Here is a 21,634-nt window from a genome sequence, read left to right as displayed (position 1 = left end):
GCTATAGGTCCGGCGCGATGTCGACTGGCTGGACTGGCGCCATTGGGAGCTGCAGGCTCGCGGGATTACGCGAAAGACATTGAGCAACAGCGATATAACCGTGGCCGCAGCACGCCCGCAAGGGTCCACTGGCCGCTCTACGCAGGCGGCCCAGCTCTGGCTCGACTGGCCAGTTACGGGCTCTCTCGTGTGCCAGATACAGGAGCGCCACGGTCGCGCAGACTTCGATACCGAGTTCTGGATCACGTATCCAGATGACGGACGTCTATTCCAACGATACGGCCCGTGATGGCCTGGCTGATCCTTGGGTTTCTGCCCCGCGGACCGCGAACCAGGGCTGCGCGGCGGACGGGCAGAATGCCAATAGCTGGCCGCGATTCGATGGTGTACCGGTGCCCGATACGCTGATCACATCTTTGCTTTGCGACCTTGTTCAACCGACTTGTGGCCGGATTCCTCGGGCCAGTCCACGAAGTGCTGACACCTTGACCGAACCCAGTAGAGAAGCCCGCGTTCCTCGTCTCCCGCTGGACGAGGCCAAAGCCGCCGCGGACGAAGCCGGTGTGCCCGACTACATGGCCGAGCTCGCGATCTTTCAGGTGCTGTTGAACCACCCCGCGCTGGCCGGTCGCCTGAACGATCTGCTCGCGCTCATGCTGTGGCACGGAAAACTCGACTCGCGGCTACGCGAGCTGGCGATCATGCGGATCGGTTGGCTCACCGCCTCCGACTACGAATGGACACAGCACTGGCGGGTCGCCCAGGGACTCGGGGTGAGCGTCGATGACCTGCTCGCGGTGCGGAATTGGCAGTCCCACAGAGGATTTGGCGCGGTGGAGCGGGCAGTGCTCGGCGCAACGGATGATGTGGTGCACGACGGCGCGGTGAGCGAGCAGAGCTGGGCGGCATGCAAGCGTGAGTTGGGTGCCGACCAGGCGATGCTCATCGAACTCGTTGCCGCGATCAGCGGGTGGCGCATGATCGCATCGATTCTGCAGAGCTTGCAGGTGCCGCTGGAAGACGGTGTTAAGAGCTGGCCGCCGGATGGCGAACCGCCTGGCGTGAGCAGCGCCTAGTCTCCGCGTGCCTGCGACTGACACGTCAATCCCGATCTGCGCGTTCAGCCACTGCCGCGACGTGGCGCGGACCGCGTTTCCGGTGACCGGAAGCGAACGCTAGTCGGGTCTAGTCGGCCCGTCATCTCGGCCCTGCGGGACGAGCCTCGCTGATCGCTGCGTCGGTTCCCTCGGCGATGTGCCGGCGACCTGGGTTACTCCGGCAGGTGTGGCTTTGACGCCTCTTCTGCGTTGACCAGCCGAGAGTAGCAAGCATCTGCGATATGGCGCGCCAACGGTGGCTTCTCCGTCGGCAGGCTGCGCTGTGTTTCGACGGTAAGGTGGGTCTGTGATCAACCGCTCTATTCCCAGCGTGTTACGTGAGCACGCCGGCCTGCAACCCAATGGCACAGCGTTCACGTACGTCGACTACGAGCAGGACTGGGACGGCGTTACGGAAAGCCTGACGTGGTCGCAGCTGTACCGGCGATCGCTGAACCTTGCCCAAGAGCTCACACTTCGCGGGTCGGCCGGGGACCGCGCGGTGATTTTAGCTCCGCAGGGAATTAACTACATCGACGCTTTTCTTGGCGCTCTGCAAGCGGGACTTATCCCAGTCCCGCTTGCGGTTCCACTCGGTGGCGCCACCGACGAACGGGTGATTTCGGTGTTGCGCGACGCGTCCCCGTCGGTTGTTCTCACGACGTCCGCTGTGGCGGACAATGTCGCCGAGTATGCCAATTTGCAGGCTGACCGGCCTGGTCCGGCGATCGTCGAGGTTGATTCCTTAGACCTCGATGTGCGAGCCACGTACAGGGCCGGCGGCGATACCGGCTCCGACACAACGTATTTGCAGTACACGTCCGGATCGACTCGTTCTCCGGCCGGGGTAATGGTGACCTACCGGAACCTGCTCGCCAACTTCGAGCAGATGATGGCCACCTTGTTTTCCGAGTCAGGCAACGTGCCCACTCCGGATACCACCTTCGTATCCTGGCTGCCTTTCTATCACGACATGGGCCTGATACTGGGAATCTGCGTGCCGGTCCTGTCGGGAATCCGCACGGTGTTCACCAGCCCGGTGTCGTTCCTGCAGCGACCTCCTCGGTGGATGCAATTGCTGGCCAGCAATAGTCAGGCGTTCACCGCAGGGCCCAATTTCGCCTTCGAACTGGCGGCGCGAAAAACGTCAGACGATGACATGGCCGGGCTCGACCTGGGCAATGTGCACTCCATGCTCAACGGCAGCGAACGAGTACAACCCGCGACGTTCAAGCGCTTCGCTGACCGGTTCGCCCCGTTCAACCTGCACGAGAAGGTATTACGTCCCGCGTACGGACTGGCTGAAGCAACGGTGTATGTGGCGAGCCGACGCCAGGGCCGACTGTTCGAGACCGTTCACTTCGAATCCGAAAAACTCGCCGAGGGCCACGCGGCACGGTCTGCCGCCGACAGTGGTACGCCACTCGTCGGCTACGGCGTGCCGCAATCGCCGATCGTGCGAATCGTCGATCACGAGACCAGCGTCGAGTGCCCGCCAGGTGAGGTCGGCGAAATCTGGGTGCACGGTGACAATGTCGCGACCGGATATTGGGGCAAACCCGAGGAGACCGAGCGCACATTCGGTGGAACGCTTGTCGCTCCTTCGGCCTGCACTCCCGAAGGTCCTTGGCTGCGGACCGGGGATTTAGGCTTCTTCTTCGACGACGAGCTGTTCATCATCGGGCGTATCAAAGACCTGCTGATTGTGTATGGACGCAACCATTCTCCCGATGACATCGAGGCGACGATCCAAGAGACCACGCGGGGACGGTGCGCGGCCATAGCGGTTCCAGACGACGGGACCGAGAAGCTTGTCGCCATCATCGAACTCAAGAAGCGCGGCGCCTCCGAAGAGGAAGCGATTCACCAGCTCGGGCGCGTCAAGAGCGAAGTGACCTCGGCGATCTCAAAGTCGCATGGTCTCAGCGTCGCGGATCTTGTTCTGGTACCGCCGGGTTCGATTCCCATCACGACAAGCGGCAAGGTTAGACGACGGACGTGTGTCGAGCTCTACCAGGAGGATCAGTTCGCCCGCTTAGACGCTTAGGCCGCTGCCGCGACCATCAATGTCCCGGACAAGGCAATGATGCCGGTCATAATCCGCAGCCGGTGGTTACGCACCGCGTTGTGCAATTGCAGCATGAACGCTTCTGTCTTCGCAGGTCTCGCCAGGTAGCCGACGAGCGGGATCTCGACTACCGCAAGTACGACGAGCGTGAACGCGACGCCTGCGGCGAGCTGTGTGCTCATCGCGGCTCCTGAAGCCAGGATTACGGCGACCGCCACGAGAAATTCCACAGGGTTCGTCGCCGAGCCGAGTCCGGCCACAAATGCCACCCACAAAAACCTGCGCTCCAACGCTTCTTTGGCACGAGCCGGCAGCAGCGAGAACGCGGTTGGTAAGCCTTGCTGCACCGGGCAGCCTGACTGCTCGCTAACCTGCACCGGTACCCGCCCGCGCTGACGCGTTACGACAGCGGTTGCCATCGCCAAAGCGATAATCAGCGCGAGTACACCAACGGCGAACTGAATATGCCGCGCAGCAGGACTCGCGGCGGCGGACGACACCGTTTGAGCAATCATCTGCCCAGAGTCACGTAGCAACACCAGCAAACCCAGAGCGGCCAAGACGCCCGTTGTCATACCACCGAGCCAGAACACAAGCAGATTAAGCATTGGCCGCGGTCGCGAAATCATGGCGACGGCGACCCCGAGGCGCAACGGATCAGTCGACGCCATCAGAGCTAGCACGAGAACCGTGCCCCACATGAAGGTGACATTACTCGGGCGGCGCGGATAGTGCTGTCCTATCGGCGAATTGATGTGCAGCGCGCGACCACCGCAACCCAAGTAATCAATCTCCAGTCGCGCTGATCAGGTCGGAGTCTCCCGGGCGGTCGCCAACGCAAATCATCGGCTCTGTCCCGGTTCCCGGGTGGCCCTTGCCCCAGATATGGCGGTACGTTGAGTCTGTGGCTCTGCTGATTACGGTGCCGGTGTTCGGCCAGCATGACTACACCCATGCTCTCGTGCGCGATTTGCAGCGCGAGGCTGCCGAGTATCTCATAGTCGATAACCGGGGCGACTATCCCAGGATCGGTGACGAGCGGGTGGAGACGCCCGGCGAAAACCTGGGGTGGGCCGGGGGTAGCGATCTGGGATTCCGAATTGCATTCTCGGAGGGCTACTCCCACGCGATGACACTCAACAACGATACCCGCATCTCAAAGGGATTTGTGGCCGGCTTGCTCGACCCGCGGTTGCCCGCCGACGCGGGGATCGTCGGACCGATGATCGACCGAGGGTTTCCATGTGCAGAATGTGACCAGAGGCCAGACGCCGCAAACTACGTTCCTCGTCCGTTCTATCGAGCGATTCCTGCGGTTGAAGGAACGGCGCTCATGCTGTCCCGCGCGTGCTGGCAGAGTGTCGGCGGAATGGACCAACGAACATTCGGGCGCTACGGGTGGGGGATTGACCTCGATCTGGCGTTGCGTGCGCGCCGAGGTGGACACGGCGTGTACGCGACCGAAATGGCGTATATCAACCATTTTGGGCGCAGAACTGCCAAAGCACAGTTCGGCAGCTGGCGCTATGACTGGGGTGGGAACGCCGCTATGCTTCTAGGCCTCCGCAGAAAGCACGGATTGAGCGCAACCGTAACAAGTGTGCGCCAGTTGGGTGTGGCGCATGATCGTAAGTACCGCAAGCATTTCGCGCTCCACGACACATCGCAACAGCTAGATCGCAATAGCTAACGGGCTGATCGAATCCGATCAGCCTTGGCGTCCAAGCGCGCCGCGTCTTCCAGCAGGCTGGCCGCTGCGTTAGCACCGTCGGCGGGTCTGGTCATCTGCGAGGCGATCTCGCGGGCTCGAGTAACGCATTCTGGCTTGAGAATGCGGTGAAGCTCAGCGACCAGCCATTTTTGGGTCATGCTCGAGAAGCGGTGCGCCGAGCCGACTTTCAACCGTTTGACCGCAGCTGCCCAGATCGGCTGTTCGGCCCCGATCCAGAGGATCAGCGTAGGGACTCCTGCGCGCATCCCTGCTGCTGTTGTGCCCGCGCCGCCATGATGAACGACTGCACGGCAGGCGGGAAAGATCGCCGCGTGACTCACCGTGCTGACAACCTTTACGTCCGCCGTCTGCGGCATGTGGATGAAATCGCGAGCGCCCCAGCAGATCAGGGCACGCTCGCCTAACTGGGCACAGGCGGCGTTGATCATGGCAACCTTTTCGCGCGGAGATTCGACGGGCATACTGCCGAATCCGAAGTAGATCGGTGGTGTTCCAGCGGCGATCCACGACGCGACCTCGTCGTCCGCATCCGTCGACAACTCCAACGTCAGCGATCCGACGAAGGGTCGTCGATTGCCCCACTCGGCTGCCAGCCCGGGAAAGCAGAACTCTTCGTACCCCTGTATCTCCAGCGCTCCGCATTCGGTGAACCGTCGCGGCGAAGGGCTTGTTGCCCTGGGAAGACGTAGTTCCCGGCGTTGTGCGTCCTCCACTGCCTTGGTCATGCGCCACTGCAGCCACCAGATCGTCGAGATCGCCGAGCGGATCAGCGGGGAAGGCAAAACCGGAATGAGGTGGCCGTTAGGACGTATCGGAAAATAGTGCAGCGAGGCGAGCGGAATGCGATGGTACTCCGCGACATTGGCCGCCAGCTCCTGGTAGATCATTCCCGTCAATACCAGGTTTGCTCCGTCTGCCAACGCCGTCAGCGTACTGCTCATCTCTGCCCAGCCCCGGGTGATGTACTCCTGGCCTGCGCGTATCAAGCTGATCGGATTCTGGATCTTCCAAAACTTGCGGAAGAAGTCTTCGTCTAGCTGCTCTGCTGAATCCGGCCCGTAGGCGACCGGCGCGAGCCCGACCGACTCAACGAAGCCAAGCAAGTTGGGCGGAGCCGCCATGCGCACTTCGTGGCCGCGGCGCATCAACTCGAGGCCGACGGCGGCGCACGGCTCGATATCGCCGCGAGTCCCATGGGCCGCCAGGACGAATTTCATCGGAACCTCAACTCAATTCCGTGTCGCCGACTAGCAACGATCGATGACACTGCCGGGGGTGTCGTGGGGAGTTGGTCGTCGTTGTCCGCTCCCACTGGGAAAGTCGCTTCGCTGGTAGGCCAACGTCCTATGCTCGGTAGCTCATTGACTTGCTCGTCTTCGGATGACGCGTCTACTGGGGGCGTCGAGAGGGGCTTGTTGCCGTTGGTGCCGGGCGGGTGTTGGCCATTGTTTTCAACCGGTTGCGTGCTACTGGTCTCAAGTGATGACTGGTCGTTGGTGTGGGCCACTCGCTCACCAAGGGTGGCTATCTGGTTGTCGACCACAGGTTCTGGCGCGTTCGCAGCGACGCGCACTAGCGCGGCAGCGGCACCGAACAGCGGCAAGGCGTGGGGTGCGAGGTCTTCATGGATCTCCTGGGCGCGATGACGTCGATTGGCAGTACTCGGCGATACGCCTACTTGAGTCTTCTGACCGTGGCCGCCGCTGTTCGGGCGGCGGGACGTCGATGCCCGCTCTGCCCGCCGAACCGGTGTGTGCACCTGCGGACGGAGTCGTGACGGCCACCAGTTTGCCTGGCCAACCAGTGCTGCCACTGCCGGCACTGTGATGGTGCGCACCAGGAACGTATCCAGGAGGATCCCGACCCCGATGATGAAACCGATTTGGACCATGGTGGTGATGCTGGCGAACGTAAGGCCGAACATTGAAGCTGCAAATATCAAACCCGCGGAGGTGATTACCGCCCCAGTCGAGCCCACCGTGCGGATGACACCGGAGCGCACGCCATTTGGCGACTCGTCACGGATACGGGAGATAAGCAGCAAGTTATAGTCGGCGCCCACCGCGACCAACAGGATGAATGTCAAGCCCGGAGCACTCCAATGCAAATCCTGGCCGAGGATGAATTGGAAGGCGATGACACCGATGCCAAGCGCGGAAGCGTAGGAAATCAGCACCGACAAGATCAGGTATAGTGGCGCAACTATCGCTCGCAGCAGACCAATCAAGATCAGCAGCACGATGACAATGGTCGCGACGACGATAAATTCAGTGTCTTGATTGTAGTAGTCGCGCGTGTCCCGGAGTCCGACGGTCATCCCCGTCATCGATACCCTAGCGTCCGCCAGCGCAGTATTGGGCTGAGCACTTTGCGCGGCATTGGTGATGGCGTTTATTTGGTCCATTGCCGCGGTGCTGAACGGATTCAATTTGGTTTGTATCAGAAAACGTGTCGCATGCCCATCGGGCGACATAAAAATGTCAGCGACCGTCTTGAAGTCGTGTTCTTTCATCGCCTGTGGCGGAATATAGAAGCCGGACATCGACGCTTTTGCCGCGCCATTGCGCATTCCCAGCAAGAATGCCGAGGCATCCCCGAGCCCGGAGCCGATCTCTTTGGTCTGGTCGACCAGAAGTCGTACGCCGTCGGCCAATTGGCGGCTACCGTCGGCGAGCTTATCGGCGCCGTCTTGCAGGGCTGCCAGACGTCCTGGCACACCGCCGGAATCACCGGCGGAAAGCGAACGCATGGCGGCGTTGGCGGTATCAAGTGCGCGGCGCAGGCCGTCGACGGTGGATTGCAGTGTTTGCGTGTCCTGGGCTGACCTCAGCTGTTGAGCCAGATCGGACACCTTGCCGAGCGACCCGTCAGCGCTTGCCGCGACAAGGCGCGACAACTGGTCGCGGGACCTGATGCAAGCGGGGTCCGCACTGCAGGCTGGGCTGGCATTAAGGGCGTTCACTAACGGGGCGGCCCCGCGGGTGAAGTCGATGATGTCAGTGAGGTCCCCCCCGACTGCACGCATGCTCGCGATGAGTTTGGCGGCGTCAACGACGTCTTGGAGCGTCTTTCCTCCGCCGAACTGGTTTCGCACGGTGGTCAAAGCGCTGACCAGCGCGCGGATGTTGCCCATGGATTGACTGACTTGGTTGCGTATGTCGCCGAGCGCCTTGGCCAGCTGGTCAGCGCCGCCGGTCAGCCGGTTGAGGTCGTCGTCGTGGCTGGCGATCTGGTTGGAAGCGTCGTTGAGTTTGTCGCCGACGACGCCGGCCTGCCATGTCGCCCTGGTCTGTTCAAGCGAGTCCCCTAATGGCCGGGTCATACCTCGCACCATCGCGACATCGGGCACTTGGGCTACCCGCGCTGCCATCAGCTCCAGGTCGGCAAGGGCTTCCGGTGTCCGCAAGTCGTGTGACGACTGGATGAAGAGATATTGGGGAAGAATCGAATTGACTGGCAGATGACGATCTAACGCGGTAAACCCCTTGGCGCTCTCGACGGAACCCGGCAGGGTCTTGCGGTCGTCGTAGTTGTAGCGGGCCAGGCTCGCACAGCCGGCCAGGATGGCGAGCACGATCAAGCTGGCAACCAGATGGATTCTGGGCCGGCGCACAATGCGTATTCCAGAGCGCCGCCAGAAACGGTGGGTGAGGTCGCTTCGTGGCTTGATCCAGCCGCGTCGTCCGGCCAGCACGAGGAAACCAGGAAGGAAGCTCACCGCAGCGAGGAACGCAACAATGACACAAATCGAAATTGCCGGGCCTACTGTGGCGAATATTTGCAATTGGGCGAAGATCATCGCGAGGAAGGTCACGGCCACGGTGGCCGCGGAGGCGCCGATCACTTTGCCGACCGACATCAAAGCTTTCTTCACCGCTAAATCTGAATCCGCACCAAGTCTCACATAGTCGTGATAGCGGCTGATCAGAAAGACACCGTAATCTGTTCCGGCGCCGAATATTACGCCGGTCATGAACACGATGGTCTCGCCGGTAATACCCAGACCGAGTTCGCCCAAGCCGGCGAGAATCCCCTGTGCGGTGGCAACGGAGACGCCGATCGTGATCAACGGGATCAGCATCGTGACCGGGTTTCGGTAGACGATTATCAGTATGAGCAGCACCATGATCGTGGTTCCGTACTCGATCAGGTGCATGTCCTTCTGACTGATGTCCATCAGGTCCGCGGTGGTTGCCGCCGGCCCGGTCAGGTTTGCGGTCAGTGTGGACTTTGCGACGGTTGTCCTGACGATCTCGCTGGCTTGCTGATAGGACACCCCGGCCTGCGGTGTACCTGCATCACCGTTGAGGACGACTGGGAGGGCCCAGACCTTGTTGTCCTTGCTCTGCAGAACCTCGCGCAACTGCGGTACGCGAAGGAAGTCCTGCACCGTCTGGACATCCTTGGCGTCTTGGCGCAGCCTGTCGACCAGCGTGCTGTAGGTCTTTTCGTCGCCGGGCCCCAACCCCTTCTCGTCGGTCAGGACCACCAACAACGTGCTGCCTGAACCTGTTTCGTGAAACGCCTCAGCCATTTGTTTGCCGGTGACCACCACCGGGGCGTCGGCCGGAAGGGCTTCGGCCTGATGTCGTGCCGCTACCACCGCCAGCGGCGGTAGCGTAAGAAGCAGGGTTGCCGCGAGCGCGATCCAGAAACCGATGACCAGCAATGGCCATCGGACGATGACATTGCTTAACCGTTCGAATATCCGCCCGGCAGTGGCTCCGTCGGCCTCGTTCATCAACCTCCCCGACAGCGAGCTTTCATTTGTGCATTTCGCGGGGATCAGACTTGCGCACCGGTGGTGCGCACCAGGGTCGCGAAATCGAGGCCCTCGGCGACGCGCACACACACGGATTTCACCGCATCGAGGTAACGGATAACCGATTCCCGGGCGATCGGGTTATCCGGAAAGAACACGGCCATCGAGGTCTCGTCGAACAGACGACCGACCGACATGTATAGGTGAGCCGGGGTCCTGCCGTCGCCGTAGGTACCGGCGTTCACCCCATCCAACTGGGAGGTGACGACTGCCGAAAGTGGGGGAAGGCCGCCGTCCATGTAGTTCAACATGGTGAAGTTCGGCCCGGGTCGTCGCAGCCATGGCGCCAGCTCTAGAACCCGATCGAACGGCACATGCGCAAGATCTGTATTCGAGTCGAACGATTCCTGCGCGGCACGGGCAGTCTTAGCAAATGACCCCGGGTCTACTGAGACGGTGAACGGGATCACGCCGGTGAACCAACCGGACGTCGTGAACTCGGCAGGGGTTCTTCGCTTGTCGGTAGGAGTTAACCCGTAGTATGTTCTCGCGCCGGTTAATTCATATTGCGTCAGGGCAGTGGCGGCGAACAGGCCACCGCTGAACCGGGCGCCCCCCGCTGTGCAGGCGGATTCGAATCGCGCTGTCTGCTGCGTGTCCATCAATCGTTCGACCACCACGTCACCGCCGGACCACCCCAAGGGATCGCCCAGTGGCAGCGGGAAGTTTGGTAGGGTCCCGTCATTGTTTTCGGCGAACTCGATCCATTTCCGCACTTCAGGGGAGTCCGCGGTCAGTGCCGAAGTGAACTGCCGGTGCCGCGCGCAGTAATCCTCATAGCTACCCACCGGCGGCAGTGCAATGGGTGCGGCACCCCCGACCACCGCCCCATACATGAGGTAAACCTCCATGTACAGCAACCCCAGCAGGGTGGGATCACAGTGCAGATGGTCGACGATCGCATAGAAAGTGAAGTCGTCGGCGTGCTGGATAACTCCGAAGCTGAAGCAATCCCAATCCAGCGGACCGGGTGTGTCCAACACGTGGTTCTGCCATTCTTTCGGCGTCATCTCGCCATGCCTAGTGGGGACGAACTCGATGTCTGCCGGATCGACGATGGTGCGCCGAACAACGCGGTCCATACCCTGGTATTCAAACCAACTGCGGTAGGTGTCGTGTCGGCGAAGATGCGCATTGATGACGTAAGTAAGAGCACGAATATCGCACCGGCCCGGTCTGTCCCAAGAGCCCATGACCAACCTCGAGTAGTCCAGCCCGCGAGCGGCGAACTCGCAGAATCCGCGCAGATGCTGGGCCTGCATGTAACTGGCCGGAGCCGTGCTTATCGGCGCTTGTCGGGCCTTCTCGAGCGAGGTGGGCGTCGGATGCCAGGACACGACCGATCCCGATCCGGGCACCCAGTCATCGATTGTTCCCACTCTCACCGACCCTGCGCCTACGAACACTGCAACTCCTCTAGCTCAGACCGCTGGTTCAGCGGAGCCTCAACCCGGACCTCCCATCACGACGCCACCGCGACCTCCTCTGCGGGCGCAAGCTTTTCGCACAGCAGGTCCGCCAAGCCACGCACAGTGGTGATGTCGGAGGACGTTGTCCGGATCCCCGTTTCGGTTTCGAGGCGGGTCCGCAATTCGAGGTTGCCCAGCGAGTCAACCCCGTACTCGGACAGCGGCCGGTCCGGGTCGACGCTACGGCGCAGGATCCGACTGATCTGGTCGGAGATCATGCGGCGCAAGCGGGCAGGCCACTCGTCAGTAGGCAACGACTTCAGCTCGGCAAGGAATTCGCTGGAGCCCCTTCGGCTTTGCCCCGCGGATTTGAACGCTTCGGCGAATGAGCTGCGCTGGGCGAAGGCGGTCAGCCATGGTGTCCCGATCGCCGGGGCATATCCGGTATAGGTGCGGTCGTGACGCAGCAGGGCCTCGAACGCGTATGCACCTTCGTCGGGCGTGATTGCAGCCCCGGCACTTTCGGCCAGTGCCGTGGCCCGGCCGATTTCTGCCCACGCGCCCCAGGCGATCGCATTGGCTGGCAAGCCCTGAGCGCGGCGCCAGTGACTGAAGGCATCCAGCCAGCTGTTGGCCGCGGCATACGCGCCTTGGCCGGGCGAGCCGACCAGCGCAGCCGCCGAAGAGAACGAGCAGAACCAGTCCAGCGGCTGATTGCCCGTGGCTTGGTGCAGGTTCCACGCGCCGTAGACCTTGGGCGCCCAGTCACGCTCAAGAAGCTCATTGGTGATGTTGGTCAACGTGGCGTCTTCGACCACAGCCGCGGCGTGCAGCACCCCGCGCAGCGGAAGTCCGGTCGTGGTCGCTACCGCCACCAAGCGTTGCGCGGTGTCTGGATCGGCGATATCCCCGCAGTGCACCACGACCTCGGCGCCGATAGCGCGGATGAGCTCGATGGTCTGCAGGGCTTTGAGCGTTGGCTGCGACCGCGACGACAACACGATGCGCCCGCCACCGGCCGCTGCAATCTTCTCGGCGAGGAACAATCCAAGGCCACCAAGGCCGCCGGTGATGATGTAGGCGCCGTCGTCCCGGAACACACGAGCCTGCTGTGGGGGCACCACAACGCTGGTGCTGCCGGTGCGGGGTATGTCGAGCACCAGCTTGCCGGTGTGTTGGGCACCGCCCATAGTCCGGATAGCTCTAGCCGCATCTGCCAGCGGGTAATGCGTGCTTTCCGGCAGTGGCAGCACACCATCGGCGGTCAGCCGGTAGACAGCGTCCAGCAAGTTCCGCACCTTTTCGGGGTGGCTGACCGACATCAAACCGAGGTCTACCGCGTAGAACGTCAGGTTGCGTCGGAATGGGAAGAGTCCCAGTCGGGTGTCGCCGTAGATGTCGCGTTTGCCGATCTCGACGAATCGGCCGCCGAGCGCCAGCAATTCGATGCCCGCGCGCTGGGCCGCGCCGGTGACCGAGTTGAGCACGATGTCTACGCCGTAGCCGTGGGTATCGCGTCGGATCTGTCCGGCGAACTCGATGCTGCGCGAATCGTAGATATGATCGATACCCCAGTTGCGCAACAGATTTCGGCGATCATCGCTGCCAGCGGTGGCGAAGATCTCAGCTCCGGCGTTGCGGGCGATGGCGATTGCCGCCTGGCCCACTCCGCCGGTAGCCGAGTGGATGAGCACCCGATCACCCCGGTCGATTCGAGCCAGATCATGCAGGCCGTACCAGGCCGTGGCGTGTGCGGTGGTGATCGCTGCGGCCTGCCCGTGGGTCAGTCGCGGGGGAAGGGTGACGGCCAGGCGCGCGTCACCGGTGACGAATGTGCCCCAGCAACCGTTGGCCGAAATCCCGCCGACATGATCCCCGACCCGGTGCGCGGTGACACCTGGCCCAACCGCACTTACCACGCCGGCGAAGTCGGTGCCGGTCTGAGGCAGGTGTCCCTCGAAGCTCGGGTATCGGCCGAAGGCAACCAGCACGTCGGCGAAATTGATGCTGGAGGCCCTGACAGCGACCTCGATCTCACCGGGCCCTGGTGCAATACGGTCAAAAGCGGCCAGTTCCACCGATTCCAGATCGCCAGGAGTGCGGATTTGCAGTCGCAGCCCGTCGTGCTCGGGTCGCACGAGCCTGCTGTGCCGCTCCTCGGGGCGAAGCGGGGTCTGACTCAACCGTGCGGTGTACCACTGGCCGTTGCGCCAGGCGGTCTCGTCCTCCTCCGAGCCACTCGTCAGCTGACGGGCCAACTGTTCGGCGTCGCTGGTCTCATCGAAATCGATGTGGGTCGCGCGCAGATGCGGATGCTCGGAGCCGATAACCCGGATCAGACCACGCAGTCCGGCCTGCTCCAAGTTGGGCCGATCGCCGGCCGCCACCGTCTGTGCCTTCCGGGTCACGACATACAACCGAGGCGGCTCACCTGGGATATCGGGCAACTCGCGGGCAATTCGCACCAGATGCGCCACATGCTCTTCGCCGCGGAACGCAGACAGGTTTGCGGCGCTCTGGTCCGGCCGTCCGGTCAAGACCACCACGCCGGTGAAGCCGCGCGCGGCGAGGTTCGAACGAAGCAATTCCGCGGTGGCCGGGTGGTCCGCTTCTGGTGGCCACACCAGCGTCGTGGATTCTGCGCCAAGAACTTTCAAGGAATTCGTCAGCTCGGTTGCCACCGCGTCGTCAGCCGCAGAGGTGCGCAACAAAAGCCACGCCCCAGGTTCGGTGGCGGTGGCCTCTGGCAACGTTCGCTGCTGCCATTCGATGGTCAGCAACCGCTCGCCCAGCACGCGCTCGCGATCGCTGGCCTCCGATGTGCCGGTGCCCAGTTGCAACCCACGAATGGCCAGCGACACCGTACCGTGTTCGTCCAAGACGTCGAGGTCAGCCTCGACCCCGCCGATGCCGGCACTGGTCACCCGGGTGTAGCAGTAGCGGGCGTTGCGGCTGCCGCCGTAGGTTCGCAGGCGACGCACACCCAGCGGCAACAGCAGGCAACCGCTGGCCGCGCTCTGGACGTCGGGATGGACCGCGATGGACTGGAAGCAGGCGTCCAGCAAAGCGGGGTGCACGCCGTAGGCGTCCTGCTGTGAGCGGATCGAACGAGGTAGAGCCACCTCGGCCAGCACGGTGTCGACGGTTTCCTCGCCTGTCCACGCGGCGGCGAGGCCCGCGAACGCCGGACCGTACTGAATCCCGCGCTCGTCGAACCACTTTCGCATCTCGTCACCATCGATGCGGCGCGGATGTGCATCCAGCAGCGCGGCCAAGTCGTGTGCGGCTGGCTGCTCCTCGACATCTGCGGCATGCAAGACCGCAGTGGTCCGTCGCACGTGTTCGCCGTCGCGGTCGGTCTTGACCACGAAGTTGATGACACCCGGCGACACGACCGAGGCGGTGGCATCGACGGACGTCTTCTCGTCGAGCAGCAGCATCTGCTCGAAACGGACGTCGCGGACCCCGGATACCTCGCCCAGAGTGGTGCGCGCCGCCGCCAGTGCCATCTCGCAGTAGGCCGCCCCCGGTAGAGCGGCCACATTGTGGATCTGATGGTCACCGAGCCAGGGAAGTGCCTCGGTGCCGATCTCGGCCTCCCAAGCATGACGCTGGGGCTCTTCGTGCAAGCGGACATGCGCGCCGAGTAGCGGATGCACCGAAAGGCTGCGTCCGCCGTGTGTCGGAGCGCTCTGACCATCGCGGCTCAACAGCAGCGGACGATGCGTCCAGCTCGGCAATGGCGCGTCGACCAGCTGCCCATGTGGGTAGAGGACTGAGAAGTCCACCGCAGCACCCGCGCAGTGCAGATCCGCCAGCAGGTCGCGCAATCCGTTCGGCAGCGCTTGCTCGCGGCGCATGCCGGCCAGTGCGGCCACCGTCATGTCGAGGCTGTCGGCAGTTTGCTCGACGGCATGGGTGAGCAGTGGGTGTGGCGCCAGCTCTGCGAAGACCCGGTAACCGTCTTCCAGCGCCGCCTGAACCGCCGCGGCGATCCGCACCGTGTGCCGCAAATTGTCCGTCCAGTAACCGGCATCGCATAGGACCTGATCGCGGGGGTCGAACAGGGTCGCGGAATAGTACGGAACTTCCGGGCTCGTGGGTTTGAGGTCGGCGAGGACGTCGGTCAGATCGTCGAGGATCGTATCGACTTGAGGGGAGTGTGAGGCCACGTCGACGGCCACCTCGCGGGCCATCACGTCGCGTTGCTCCCACGCCGCGACGAGCTCGCGGACTGAGTCGGTGGCGCCGCCGATCACCGTGGACTTCGGAGAGGCCACCACCGCGACCACCACGTCGTCGACGCCACGAGCCATCAGTTCTCGTAAGACGTCGTGGGCCGGCAATTCCACCGATGCCATCGCGCCGGCGCCGGCGATCGTTGACATCAGCCGGGAACGGCGGCAGATGACGCGGACTCCGTCTTCCAGAGTCAGCGCTCCCGCGACGACAGCGGCTGCGGTCTCGCCTAGCGAATGCCCGATGACTGCTCCCGGGCGCACGCCGTAGGACTTCATTGTGGCGGCGAGCGCGACCTGCATGGTGAACAGGGTCGGCTGAACCCGCTCGATGCCGGTGACGGTCTGCGGGGCCGACATCGCTTCGGTCACCGAGAATCCGGACTCGCGGGCGATCAGTGGTTCGGCCTCGGCAACGGCAGCGGCGAACATGGGTTCGTTGGCCAGCAGCGCGGCGCCCATCGCTGCCCACTGCGAGCCTTGCCCGGAGAACACCCATACTGGCCCCCGGTCGTCCTGGCCGACCGCCGGCGGATACGGGGTGTCGCTGTCGGTGACCTCCCGCAACGCCTGGACCAACTCCTCGGCGGCGGTAGCCGTCACGGCGGCCCGCACCGCTCGATGCCCACGCCGCCGGGCCAGGGTATAGGCCAGGTCCTGTAGGGCGACATCACTGGCGTGTGCCTCGACCCAGTCGGCCAGCCGCGCGGCGGTCCGGCGCAGTTCTTCAGCCGAGCTCGAAGACAACGCGAACACCAACGGTGCCGGGGTCGGGGACCCGGTCGCCTCGTCATGCGCCGCCGCGGGTTCTGGCGCCTGTTCGAGGATGGCGTGCACGTTGGTTCCAGACAGCCCATACGACGACACCGCGGCGCGCCTCGCGTGGCCGCCGTTGGTCGGCCATGGCGTGGTCGCCTGCGGCACAAACAGTTTCGTGTCGATCTGGGCCAAATCATCGGGCAGCCGGGTGAAGTGCAGATTCTGCGGGACCACACCGTGCTGTAGCGCCAGAACCGTTTTGACCAGCCCCAAGGCTCCTGAGGCCCCCTGGGTGTGGCCGAAGTTGGTTTTCACTGATGCCAGTGCGCAGGGACCGTCGACGCCGTAGACATTGGCCAGGCTGGCGTATTCGATGGGATCACCCACCGGGGTGCCGGGTCCGTGGGCCTCGACCATGCCGACGGTGCGGGCGTCCACACCTGCGGCGGCCAACGCCGCCTGATACACCGCGGTTTGGGCATCCGCAGACGGGGTCGCGATGTTGACGGTCCGACCATCCTGATTGGCGGCGGTGCCACGCAGTACCGCCAGGATCCGGTCGCCATCGTGCAACGCGTCGGAGAGTCGCTTGAGTAACAGCACGACCGCGCCCTCGCCGGGCACGAACCCGTCGGCGGCGGCGTCGAATGCGTGGCAGCTTCCGGTCGGCGAGAGCATGCCTTGGGCCGATCCGGAGGAGAATTTCCGCGGGTCCAACATCACGGTGGCGCCGCCGGCCAGGACGAGGTCGCTTTCGCCGCTGTGTAGGCTGCGGCACGCCATGTGCACGGCCAGCAGACCAGACGAGCATGCTGAGTCGACCGTGAATGCGGGACCGTGGACCCCCAGGGCGTAGGCGATGCGCCCGGAAGCGAGGCTGAAGTTGGTACCGAGGAAGCCATAGGGCCCCTCCACCGAGTGCGCATCGGCGGCCAGCAACTGGTAGTCGCCGTGCGTCAACCCTACGAAGACACCGGTCAACGAGTCGGCGATCGCCGCAGGAGTCAGACCGGCGTGCTCTACGGCTTCCCACGAGGTTTCTAGCAGCAAGCGGTGCTGGGGGTCGATTGCCGTCGCCTCACGCTCGTTGATCCCGAAGAACTCCGCGTCGAAGCCGCCGACGTCGTCCATGAATCCACCCCACCGCGACACCGACCGGCCCGGCACCCCCGGCTCGGGGTCGTAGTACTCGTCGGCGTCCCACCGATCCGGAGGAATCTCAATGACCAGGTCGTCGCCGCGCAGTAATGCATCCCACAACATTTCGGGGGAATCTATACCACCGGGCAGCCGGCACCCTATCCCGATGATGGCAATCGGGGTTGTAGGGGTTCGGCCGTGGCGTAGCGAAAAATGACCAGAATCCAAGCTCGGGGATGCGTGGTTCGTCCCAAGAGTGCGCAATTTCCGTCCTTTCTTCGCAGCAAACACACAGGCTTTTAAAAGGGGCCGTTCTTGCCCGGTTCAAAAGCCGTAGAACATGAAGATGATCGATGGGGTCAACGGTGGCGCCAGTGCTTCCTTGGTGCTGTGCGTGTGGCATTCATACAGTTCAGGGCGGTTAATACGGCGGTGGGGTATCGGGCACGTGCGCAGCACCAAGGACGGTAAGCAAGATCCTGATGTTATTCAAGGGTTCTGTCAACTCGAGATTTATTACGTAAAACAGCGTTAACGAAACAGGTAAAACGGTGTTAACGAAGCGCACAACTCTCAGCTTCCTATTGGCTTTTTATCATATTCTTATAGTTGTTATTTACTGCCGGCTGTTGTACGGGAAGGAAGCATTCTTCAGTTTATTCTCAGGTTGACCGTGATTTCGCACACTGAAATTCCGATTGACATGTCAATCAGCCACTCCGGACACACGGGAAATGTACCCTTCCGGAAATGCGGACAGCAGTCGCCGAAAAACCTGGCGTGGCGTTCCCGATCTGTGCGCCCAGCTTCTGTCGCGACCTGGTGGTCGCTGTCTCCGGCGCCGGCGGGCTCAGGATTCTCGGTGAAGTCGCGCACTCGGCCCTCGCCCTGAGCGTCGAAGGCAAGTGGTGCGGCTCAGAGTGGCTGGCGACCGGGGAAGCTCGGACGCAACCCGAGGCCTCGGTGGTGCCCGAGAGGGTCTCCGAGTTCATCGGCGCCGTCGAGCTTTTCGACGAAGTGGTCGGTCGGTGAACGACGACATTCGGACGCGCAGGCGCCCGGCCATCAGCAAAGAGGACAAATCGGCGCGGCGTTACGAAATCCTCACCGCGGCCAAGAAAGTGTTTGCCCGCAATGGTTTTCACACCACTACGATCGGCGACATCGCCAGAGAAGCCGGGTTGGCCTACGGGTCGGTGTACCAGTATTTCAACTCAAAAGAGGACTTGTTCCGCGCATTGATGACCGTCGAAGGGGATGCGCTGCGGACACACGTCGCGACGGCGCTCAACGCAACCCGCAAACGGGCCGACGAGAGCTGGGACCCGTTTCGTACAACTGTGCATGCAACGTTCGAGTTCTTTGAGGGCGACCAGGCCACCACGAAGCTGCTGCTTCGGGACGCCTACGTGCTCGACGGGTCGTTCGAGACGCATCCCGATAGCATCTATGAGCGGTTCATCGACGACATCGAGGAGCAAATGACTGTTGCCCAGCAGCGCGGCAAAGTGCTCGGCGCTCCACCTCGGATGGTGGCGTACAGCATCGTTGCGTTGATCGGGCAGCTGGCGCACCGGCGGCTGATCACTGATGACGGCGTCACCGCAGCCGAGGTCGCAGATTTCGTCGTTTCATTGATCGTCAACAGGTTGTGACCGGGCAACAGCTGACGGGCTTGCCGTCGTTGCGGTCGTTGCAGGCGGCCGCATCCGATTGACTCGTCAATCTTTAACTCATAGGTTCCGAGAGTGCGAACACGGGTGGCCGAAATGCTCGGCGTCGAGTTCCCGATCTGCGCGTTCAGCCACTGCCGCGACGTGGTGGCTGCGGTGTCCAACGCCGGCGGATTCGGTGTCCTGGGAGCGGTTGCGCACAGCCCGGAGCGCCTGGACACCGAGCTCACCTGGATCAAGGAGCAGACCGGCGGTAAGCCGTACGGCGTCGACCTGCTCCTGCCGCCCAAATATGTCGGTGCGGAGCAGGGTGGGATTGACGCCGCGCGAGCCCGCGACCTGCTACCCGAACAGCACCGCGCGTTTGTCGACGACTTGCTGGCCCGCTACGGGATTTCGGTGCCCACCGACGTGGAGCGGCTGCCGCCCGGTGACTTGAACATCTCGCCCATGGGTTACCAGCCACTGCTCGATGTCGCCTTCGCCCACCGCATCCGGCTGATCGCCAGCGCGCTGGGGCCGGTGCCGCCGGACCTGGTTACCCGCGCTCACGACGGCGACGTGTTGGTCGCCTCGCTGGCCGGAACGACCGAGCATGCGCGGCGGCACGCGGCTTCCGGCGTCGACCTGATCGTCGCCCAGGGCACCGAAGCCGGCGGGCACACCGGCCAAGTTTCGACGATGGTGCTGGTACCCGAGGTCGTCGACGCGGTGGCCCCGGTGCCGGTGCTGGCCGCGGGTGGCATCGCCCGCGGCCGTCAGATCGCCGCGGCGCTGGCGCTGGGCGCCGAAGGCGTGTGGTGCGGTTCGGTGTGGCTGACCACCGAGGAAGCCGAAACATTGCCCGTCGTCAAGGACAAGTTCCTGGCCGCCAGTTCATCGGATACCGTGCGATCGCGGTCGTTGACCGGCAAGCCCGCACGCATGCTGCGCACCGCGTGGACCGACGAGTGGGAGCGGGCCGACAGCCCCGATCCGCTCGGCATGCCCCTGCAGAGCGCATTGATCGGCGACCCCCAAGTCCGCATCAACCGGGCCGCCGCCCAGCCGGATGCCAAGGCACGCGAGCTGGCCACCTATTTCGTCGGTCAAGTCGTGGGCTCGCTGAACAAAGTGCAGCCGACTGCGTCGGTGGTGCTGGACATGGTGTCGGAGTTCATCGACGCCGTCGGGCGACTCGACGAGCTGGTGGACCGGTGAGCGACGAGACCCGGACGCGTCGGCGGCCGGCGGTCAGCGACGGCGACAAGACGCGACGGCGTGACGAGATCATGGCCGCGGCCAAAAAAGTGTTCGCGAGCAACGGTTTTCACTCAACGACTATCGCCGAGCGCCGACGTCGCCAAGGAGGCGAATTTGGCGTACGGCTCGATCTACCAGTACTTCGATTCGAAGGACGATCTGTTTGACGAGTTCTTCGAAAAAGACAAGCGACCGCCAAGCTGTTGCTGCGCGACGCCTATGCCCCACTAGACCCCGGGGCGGGTTACGGAACCATAACGGCTGGTCAGGGGTAATCGGTGTGGCGAATTGACCCGGGCGGAATGTTCGGGCATCATCGACAGGGTAAGCACCTCGTTAGGTGAGGCGTCTACACGGATATAGGCCACTGACCCCGAACGTCGAGAGACGCCCAGGGTCAGGACAGCTCCTCCCGGGTTAAGGGTTGAGCCCAAGTGGCTTCCGGGTTTTTGGGATACGCCGTGTAGTGCCGAAACTCTGACGAGTGGGGTGCGGGTTCCCGATATTCTCGGGCTCTGTATTCCTGCTTGCGTGCCGATTGTGCGGTAGTCCGCACGTGCTGCGACCGCGAGGAGGTGAGGGACGCATGAGTTCTGGTGATAGTCCGGATCGAGATCCGGGCTCAGTTTCGTCCCGAACCGGCCTGCGGCGCGCCGCTTTCAGCTGAGCCTTTCTCGGCCAGTCAGCACGTTGCCTCATCGGAAGAGCGATCCGTAAAGGATCTGCTCCACGCCGTTTCGGACGGACATCGAAACCCGTTGTACCCGTTTGACTTTCTGCGTAGGAGGCGATCATGACCGCTGTTCTGTACGACGAAGTAGTGGCGGCGACGTCCGCACCCCGGCTCAGGGTGGTCCCTGACCCGACGCCGACGACACCGCCGACGCCGAAGACCTCCACGCGGTCTGACCTTCCGCTGACCGGCGCCGACCCGCTGGTCGAGGGCGCTGCCCGGCTGCTCTGTGTTCCGCTGCGGCAGCTCTACGCCGCGCTGTGGCGCGTGGGACTTCTGGAAGTTGGCGCCTGAGGGGCGCTTTGGTGGCTACGTTGTGATGCTCCCGGTATCTGAAGCGCTGTAAAGCTTCGGTACCGGGAGCGCTTCGTCACTGCTGAGCCGTAATGAAAACTGCCAGTCCCTGTTGATAGGCGGCAAGGCTATGCCGCCAGCCGAGCTGGACCTGCCCGCCACTGTCGACGCTGATTTGGGCACCGACGTCGACGTACGGCGCGGGTGGTAGCAAGGGAACGATGTCGAGAAAGTTCACTACGCGGTAACAGCTTTCGATGGCAGCGTTGAACTTCTCGGCAAAGTCGCTCACTCCGACCCGGGGCCCGGCGAACGTGATCAGCCGCGGCTCGATCGTGTTCGGTGGCATGTTCTGGGCGATGTCAGGCGCCGCGAGAACGGCCAGTGCCGCACCAAGGCTATGGCCGGTGACCAGGATCTGATCGCA

The 21,634-nt window shown here is 63.2% G+C and carries 13 protein-coding genes, 1 pseudogene and 1 riboswitch; of the genes and pseudogenes, 8 read left to right on the top strand and 6 right to left on the bottom strand.

Annotated features, from left to right (window positions below):
• Nucleotides 1-485: 485 nt before the first annotated feature.
• Both VGH54_RS01160 and VGH54_RS01155 read left to right on the top strand, forming a co-directional pair.
• A complete protein-coding gene (locus tag VGH54_RS01160; RefSeq protein ID WP_331510106.1) occupies nt 486-1,076 on the top strand; it encodes a carboxymuconolactone decarboxylase family protein in 591 nt (196 codons plus the stop codon).
• 328 nt (nt 1,077-1,404) lie between these two features.
• Nucleotides 1,405-3,144 carry an AMP-binding protein gene (locus VGH54_RS01155; RefSeq protein ID WP_331510105.1) on the top strand — a complete coding sequence of 580 codons (1,740 nt, stop codon included), beginning with the start codon at nt 1,405-1,407 and terminating at the stop codon, nt 3,142-3,144.
• Here the strand turns inward: VGH54_RS01155 and VGH54_RS01150 are convergent.
• On the bottom strand, nt 3,141-3,866 hold the full coding sequence (locus VGH54_RS01150; RefSeq protein ID WP_331510104.1) for a GAP family protein: 726 nt from the start codon (nt 3,864-3,866) through the stop codon (nt 3,141-3,143). The genes VGH54_RS01155 and VGH54_RS01150 overlap by 4 nt on opposite strands.
• Nucleotides 3,867-4,069: 203 nt before the next feature.
• Here VGH54_RS01150 and VGH54_RS01145 point away from each other — a divergent pair, with 203 nt between their 5' ends.
• Entirely contained in the window at nt 4,070-4,855 is a 786-nt protein-coding gene (locus tag VGH54_RS01145; protein ID WP_331510103.1) for a glycosyltransferase family 2 protein, read from the top strand.
• Here the strand turns inward: VGH54_RS01145 and VGH54_RS01140 are convergent.
• The 4 genes from VGH54_RS01140 to pks2 all read right to left on the bottom strand — a co-directional run bounded on the left by VGH54_RS01140 (nt 4,852) and on the right by pks2 (nt 17,493).
• Nucleotides 4,852-6,114 carry a glycosyltransferase gene (locus VGH54_RS01140; RefSeq protein ID WP_331510102.1) on the bottom strand — a complete coding sequence of 421 codons (1,263 nt, stop codon included), beginning with the start codon at nt 6,112-6,114 and terminating at the stop codon, nt 4,852-4,854. The genes VGH54_RS01145 and VGH54_RS01140 overlap by 4 nt on opposite strands.
• Nucleotides 6,111-9,638, bottom strand: a complete 3,528-nt coding sequence (locus VGH54_RS01135) for an RND family transporter (protein ID WP_331510101.1) — start codon at nt 9,636-9,638, stop codon at nt 6,111-6,113. The genes VGH54_RS01140 and VGH54_RS01135 overlap by 4 nt, the downstream gene beginning before the upstream one ends.
• A gap of 44 nt (nt 9,639-9,682) precedes the next feature.
• Nucleotides 9,683-11,104, bottom strand: a complete 1,422-nt coding sequence (locus VGH54_RS01130) for a condensation domain-containing protein (RefSeq protein ID WP_414688613.1) — start codon at nt 11,102-11,104, stop codon at nt 9,683-9,685.
• 77 nt (nt 11,105-11,181) lie between these two features.
• Nucleotides 11,182-17,493 carry a sulfolipid-1 biosynthesis phthioceranic/hydroxyphthioceranic acid synthase gene (gene pks2, locus VGH54_RS01125; protein ID WP_331510099.1) on the bottom strand — a complete coding sequence of 2,104 codons (6,312 nt, stop codon included), beginning with the start codon at nt 17,491-17,493 and terminating at the stop codon, nt 11,182-11,184.
• 522 nt (nt 17,494-18,015) lie between these two features.
• Here pks2 and VGH54_RS29995 point away from each other — a divergent pair.
• The 5 genes and pseudogenes from VGH54_RS29995 (at nt 18,016) to VGH54_RS01100 (ending at nt 21,207) form a co-directional block, all read left to right on the top strand.
• The gene (locus VGH54_RS29995) at nt 18,016-18,297 is read left to right on the top strand and encodes a hypothetical protein (protein ID WP_414688612.1); all 282 of its coding nucleotides are present in this window, start codon (nt 18,016-18,018) and stop codon (nt 18,295-18,297) included.
• Nucleotides 18,294-18,920 (top strand): TetR/AcrR family transcriptional regulator, encoded by a 627-nt coding sequence (locus VGH54_RS01115; protein WP_331510098.1) that lies wholly within the window; start codon nt 18,294-18,296, stop codon nt 18,918-18,920. Before VGH54_RS29995 ends, VGH54_RS01115 begins: the two co-directional genes overlap by 4 nt.
• Before the next feature lie 93 nt (nt 18,921-19,013).
• On the top strand, nt 19,014-20,138 hold the full coding sequence (locus VGH54_RS01110) for a nitronate monooxygenase family protein (protein ID WP_331510097.1): 1,125 nt from the start codon (nt 19,014-19,016) through the stop codon (nt 20,136-20,138).
• Nucleotides 20,135-20,345 (top strand): annotated as a pseudogene (locus tag VGH54_RS01105) (helix-turn-helix domain-containing protein); the annotation flags it as partial. The gene VGH54_RS01110 and the pseudogene VGH54_RS01105, both read left to right, overlap by 4 nt.
• A gap of 160 nt (nt 20,346-20,505) precedes the next feature.
• A riboswitch (M-box (ykoK) riboswitch) is annotated at nt 20,506-20,676 on the top strand.
• A 297-nt stretch (nt 20,677-20,973) separates the two neighbouring features.
• A complete protein-coding gene (locus VGH54_RS01100; RefSeq protein WP_331510096.1) occupies nt 20,974-21,207 on the top strand; it encodes an Rv1535 family protein in 234 nt (77 codons plus the stop codon).
• Between the two features lie 76 nt (nt 21,208-21,283).
• Here the strand turns inward: VGH54_RS01100 and VGH54_RS01095 are convergent.
• The coding region (locus tag VGH54_RS01095; RefSeq protein ID WP_414688611.1) for a lipase family protein at nt 21,284-21,634 on the bottom strand (351 nt) is incomplete at its 5' end.

This window comes from Mycobacterium sp. (assembly GCF_036488105.1).
Lineage (GTDB): Bacteria > Actinomycetota > Actinomycetes > Mycobacteriales > Mycobacteriaceae > Mycobacterium.
The sequence above is the reverse complement of the archived record's forward strand: the minus strand, read 5'-3'. Positions and strand labels throughout refer to the sequence as shown.

Coding starts and splice junctions, on each gene's coding strand:
- VGH54_RS01150 (WP_331510104.1), bottom strand. CDS start 3,866: ATGTGGGGCACGGTTCTCGTGCTAGCTCTGATGGCGTCGACTGATCCG.
- VGH54_RS01140 (WP_331510102.1), bottom strand. CDS start 6,114: ATGAAATTCGTCCTGGCGGCCCATGGGACTCGCGGCGATATCGAGCCG.
- VGH54_RS01135 (WP_331510101.1), bottom strand. CDS start 9,638: ATGAACGAGGCCGACGGAGCCACTGCCGGGCGGATATTCGAACGGTTA.
- VGH54_RS29995 (WP_414688612.1), top strand. CDS start 18,016: ATGCGGACAGCAGTCGCCGAAAAACCTGGCGTGGCGTTCCCGATCTGT.
- VGH54_RS01100 (WP_331510096.1), top strand. CDS start 20,974: ATGACCGCTGTTCTGTACGACGAAGTAGTGGCGGCGACGTCCGCACCC.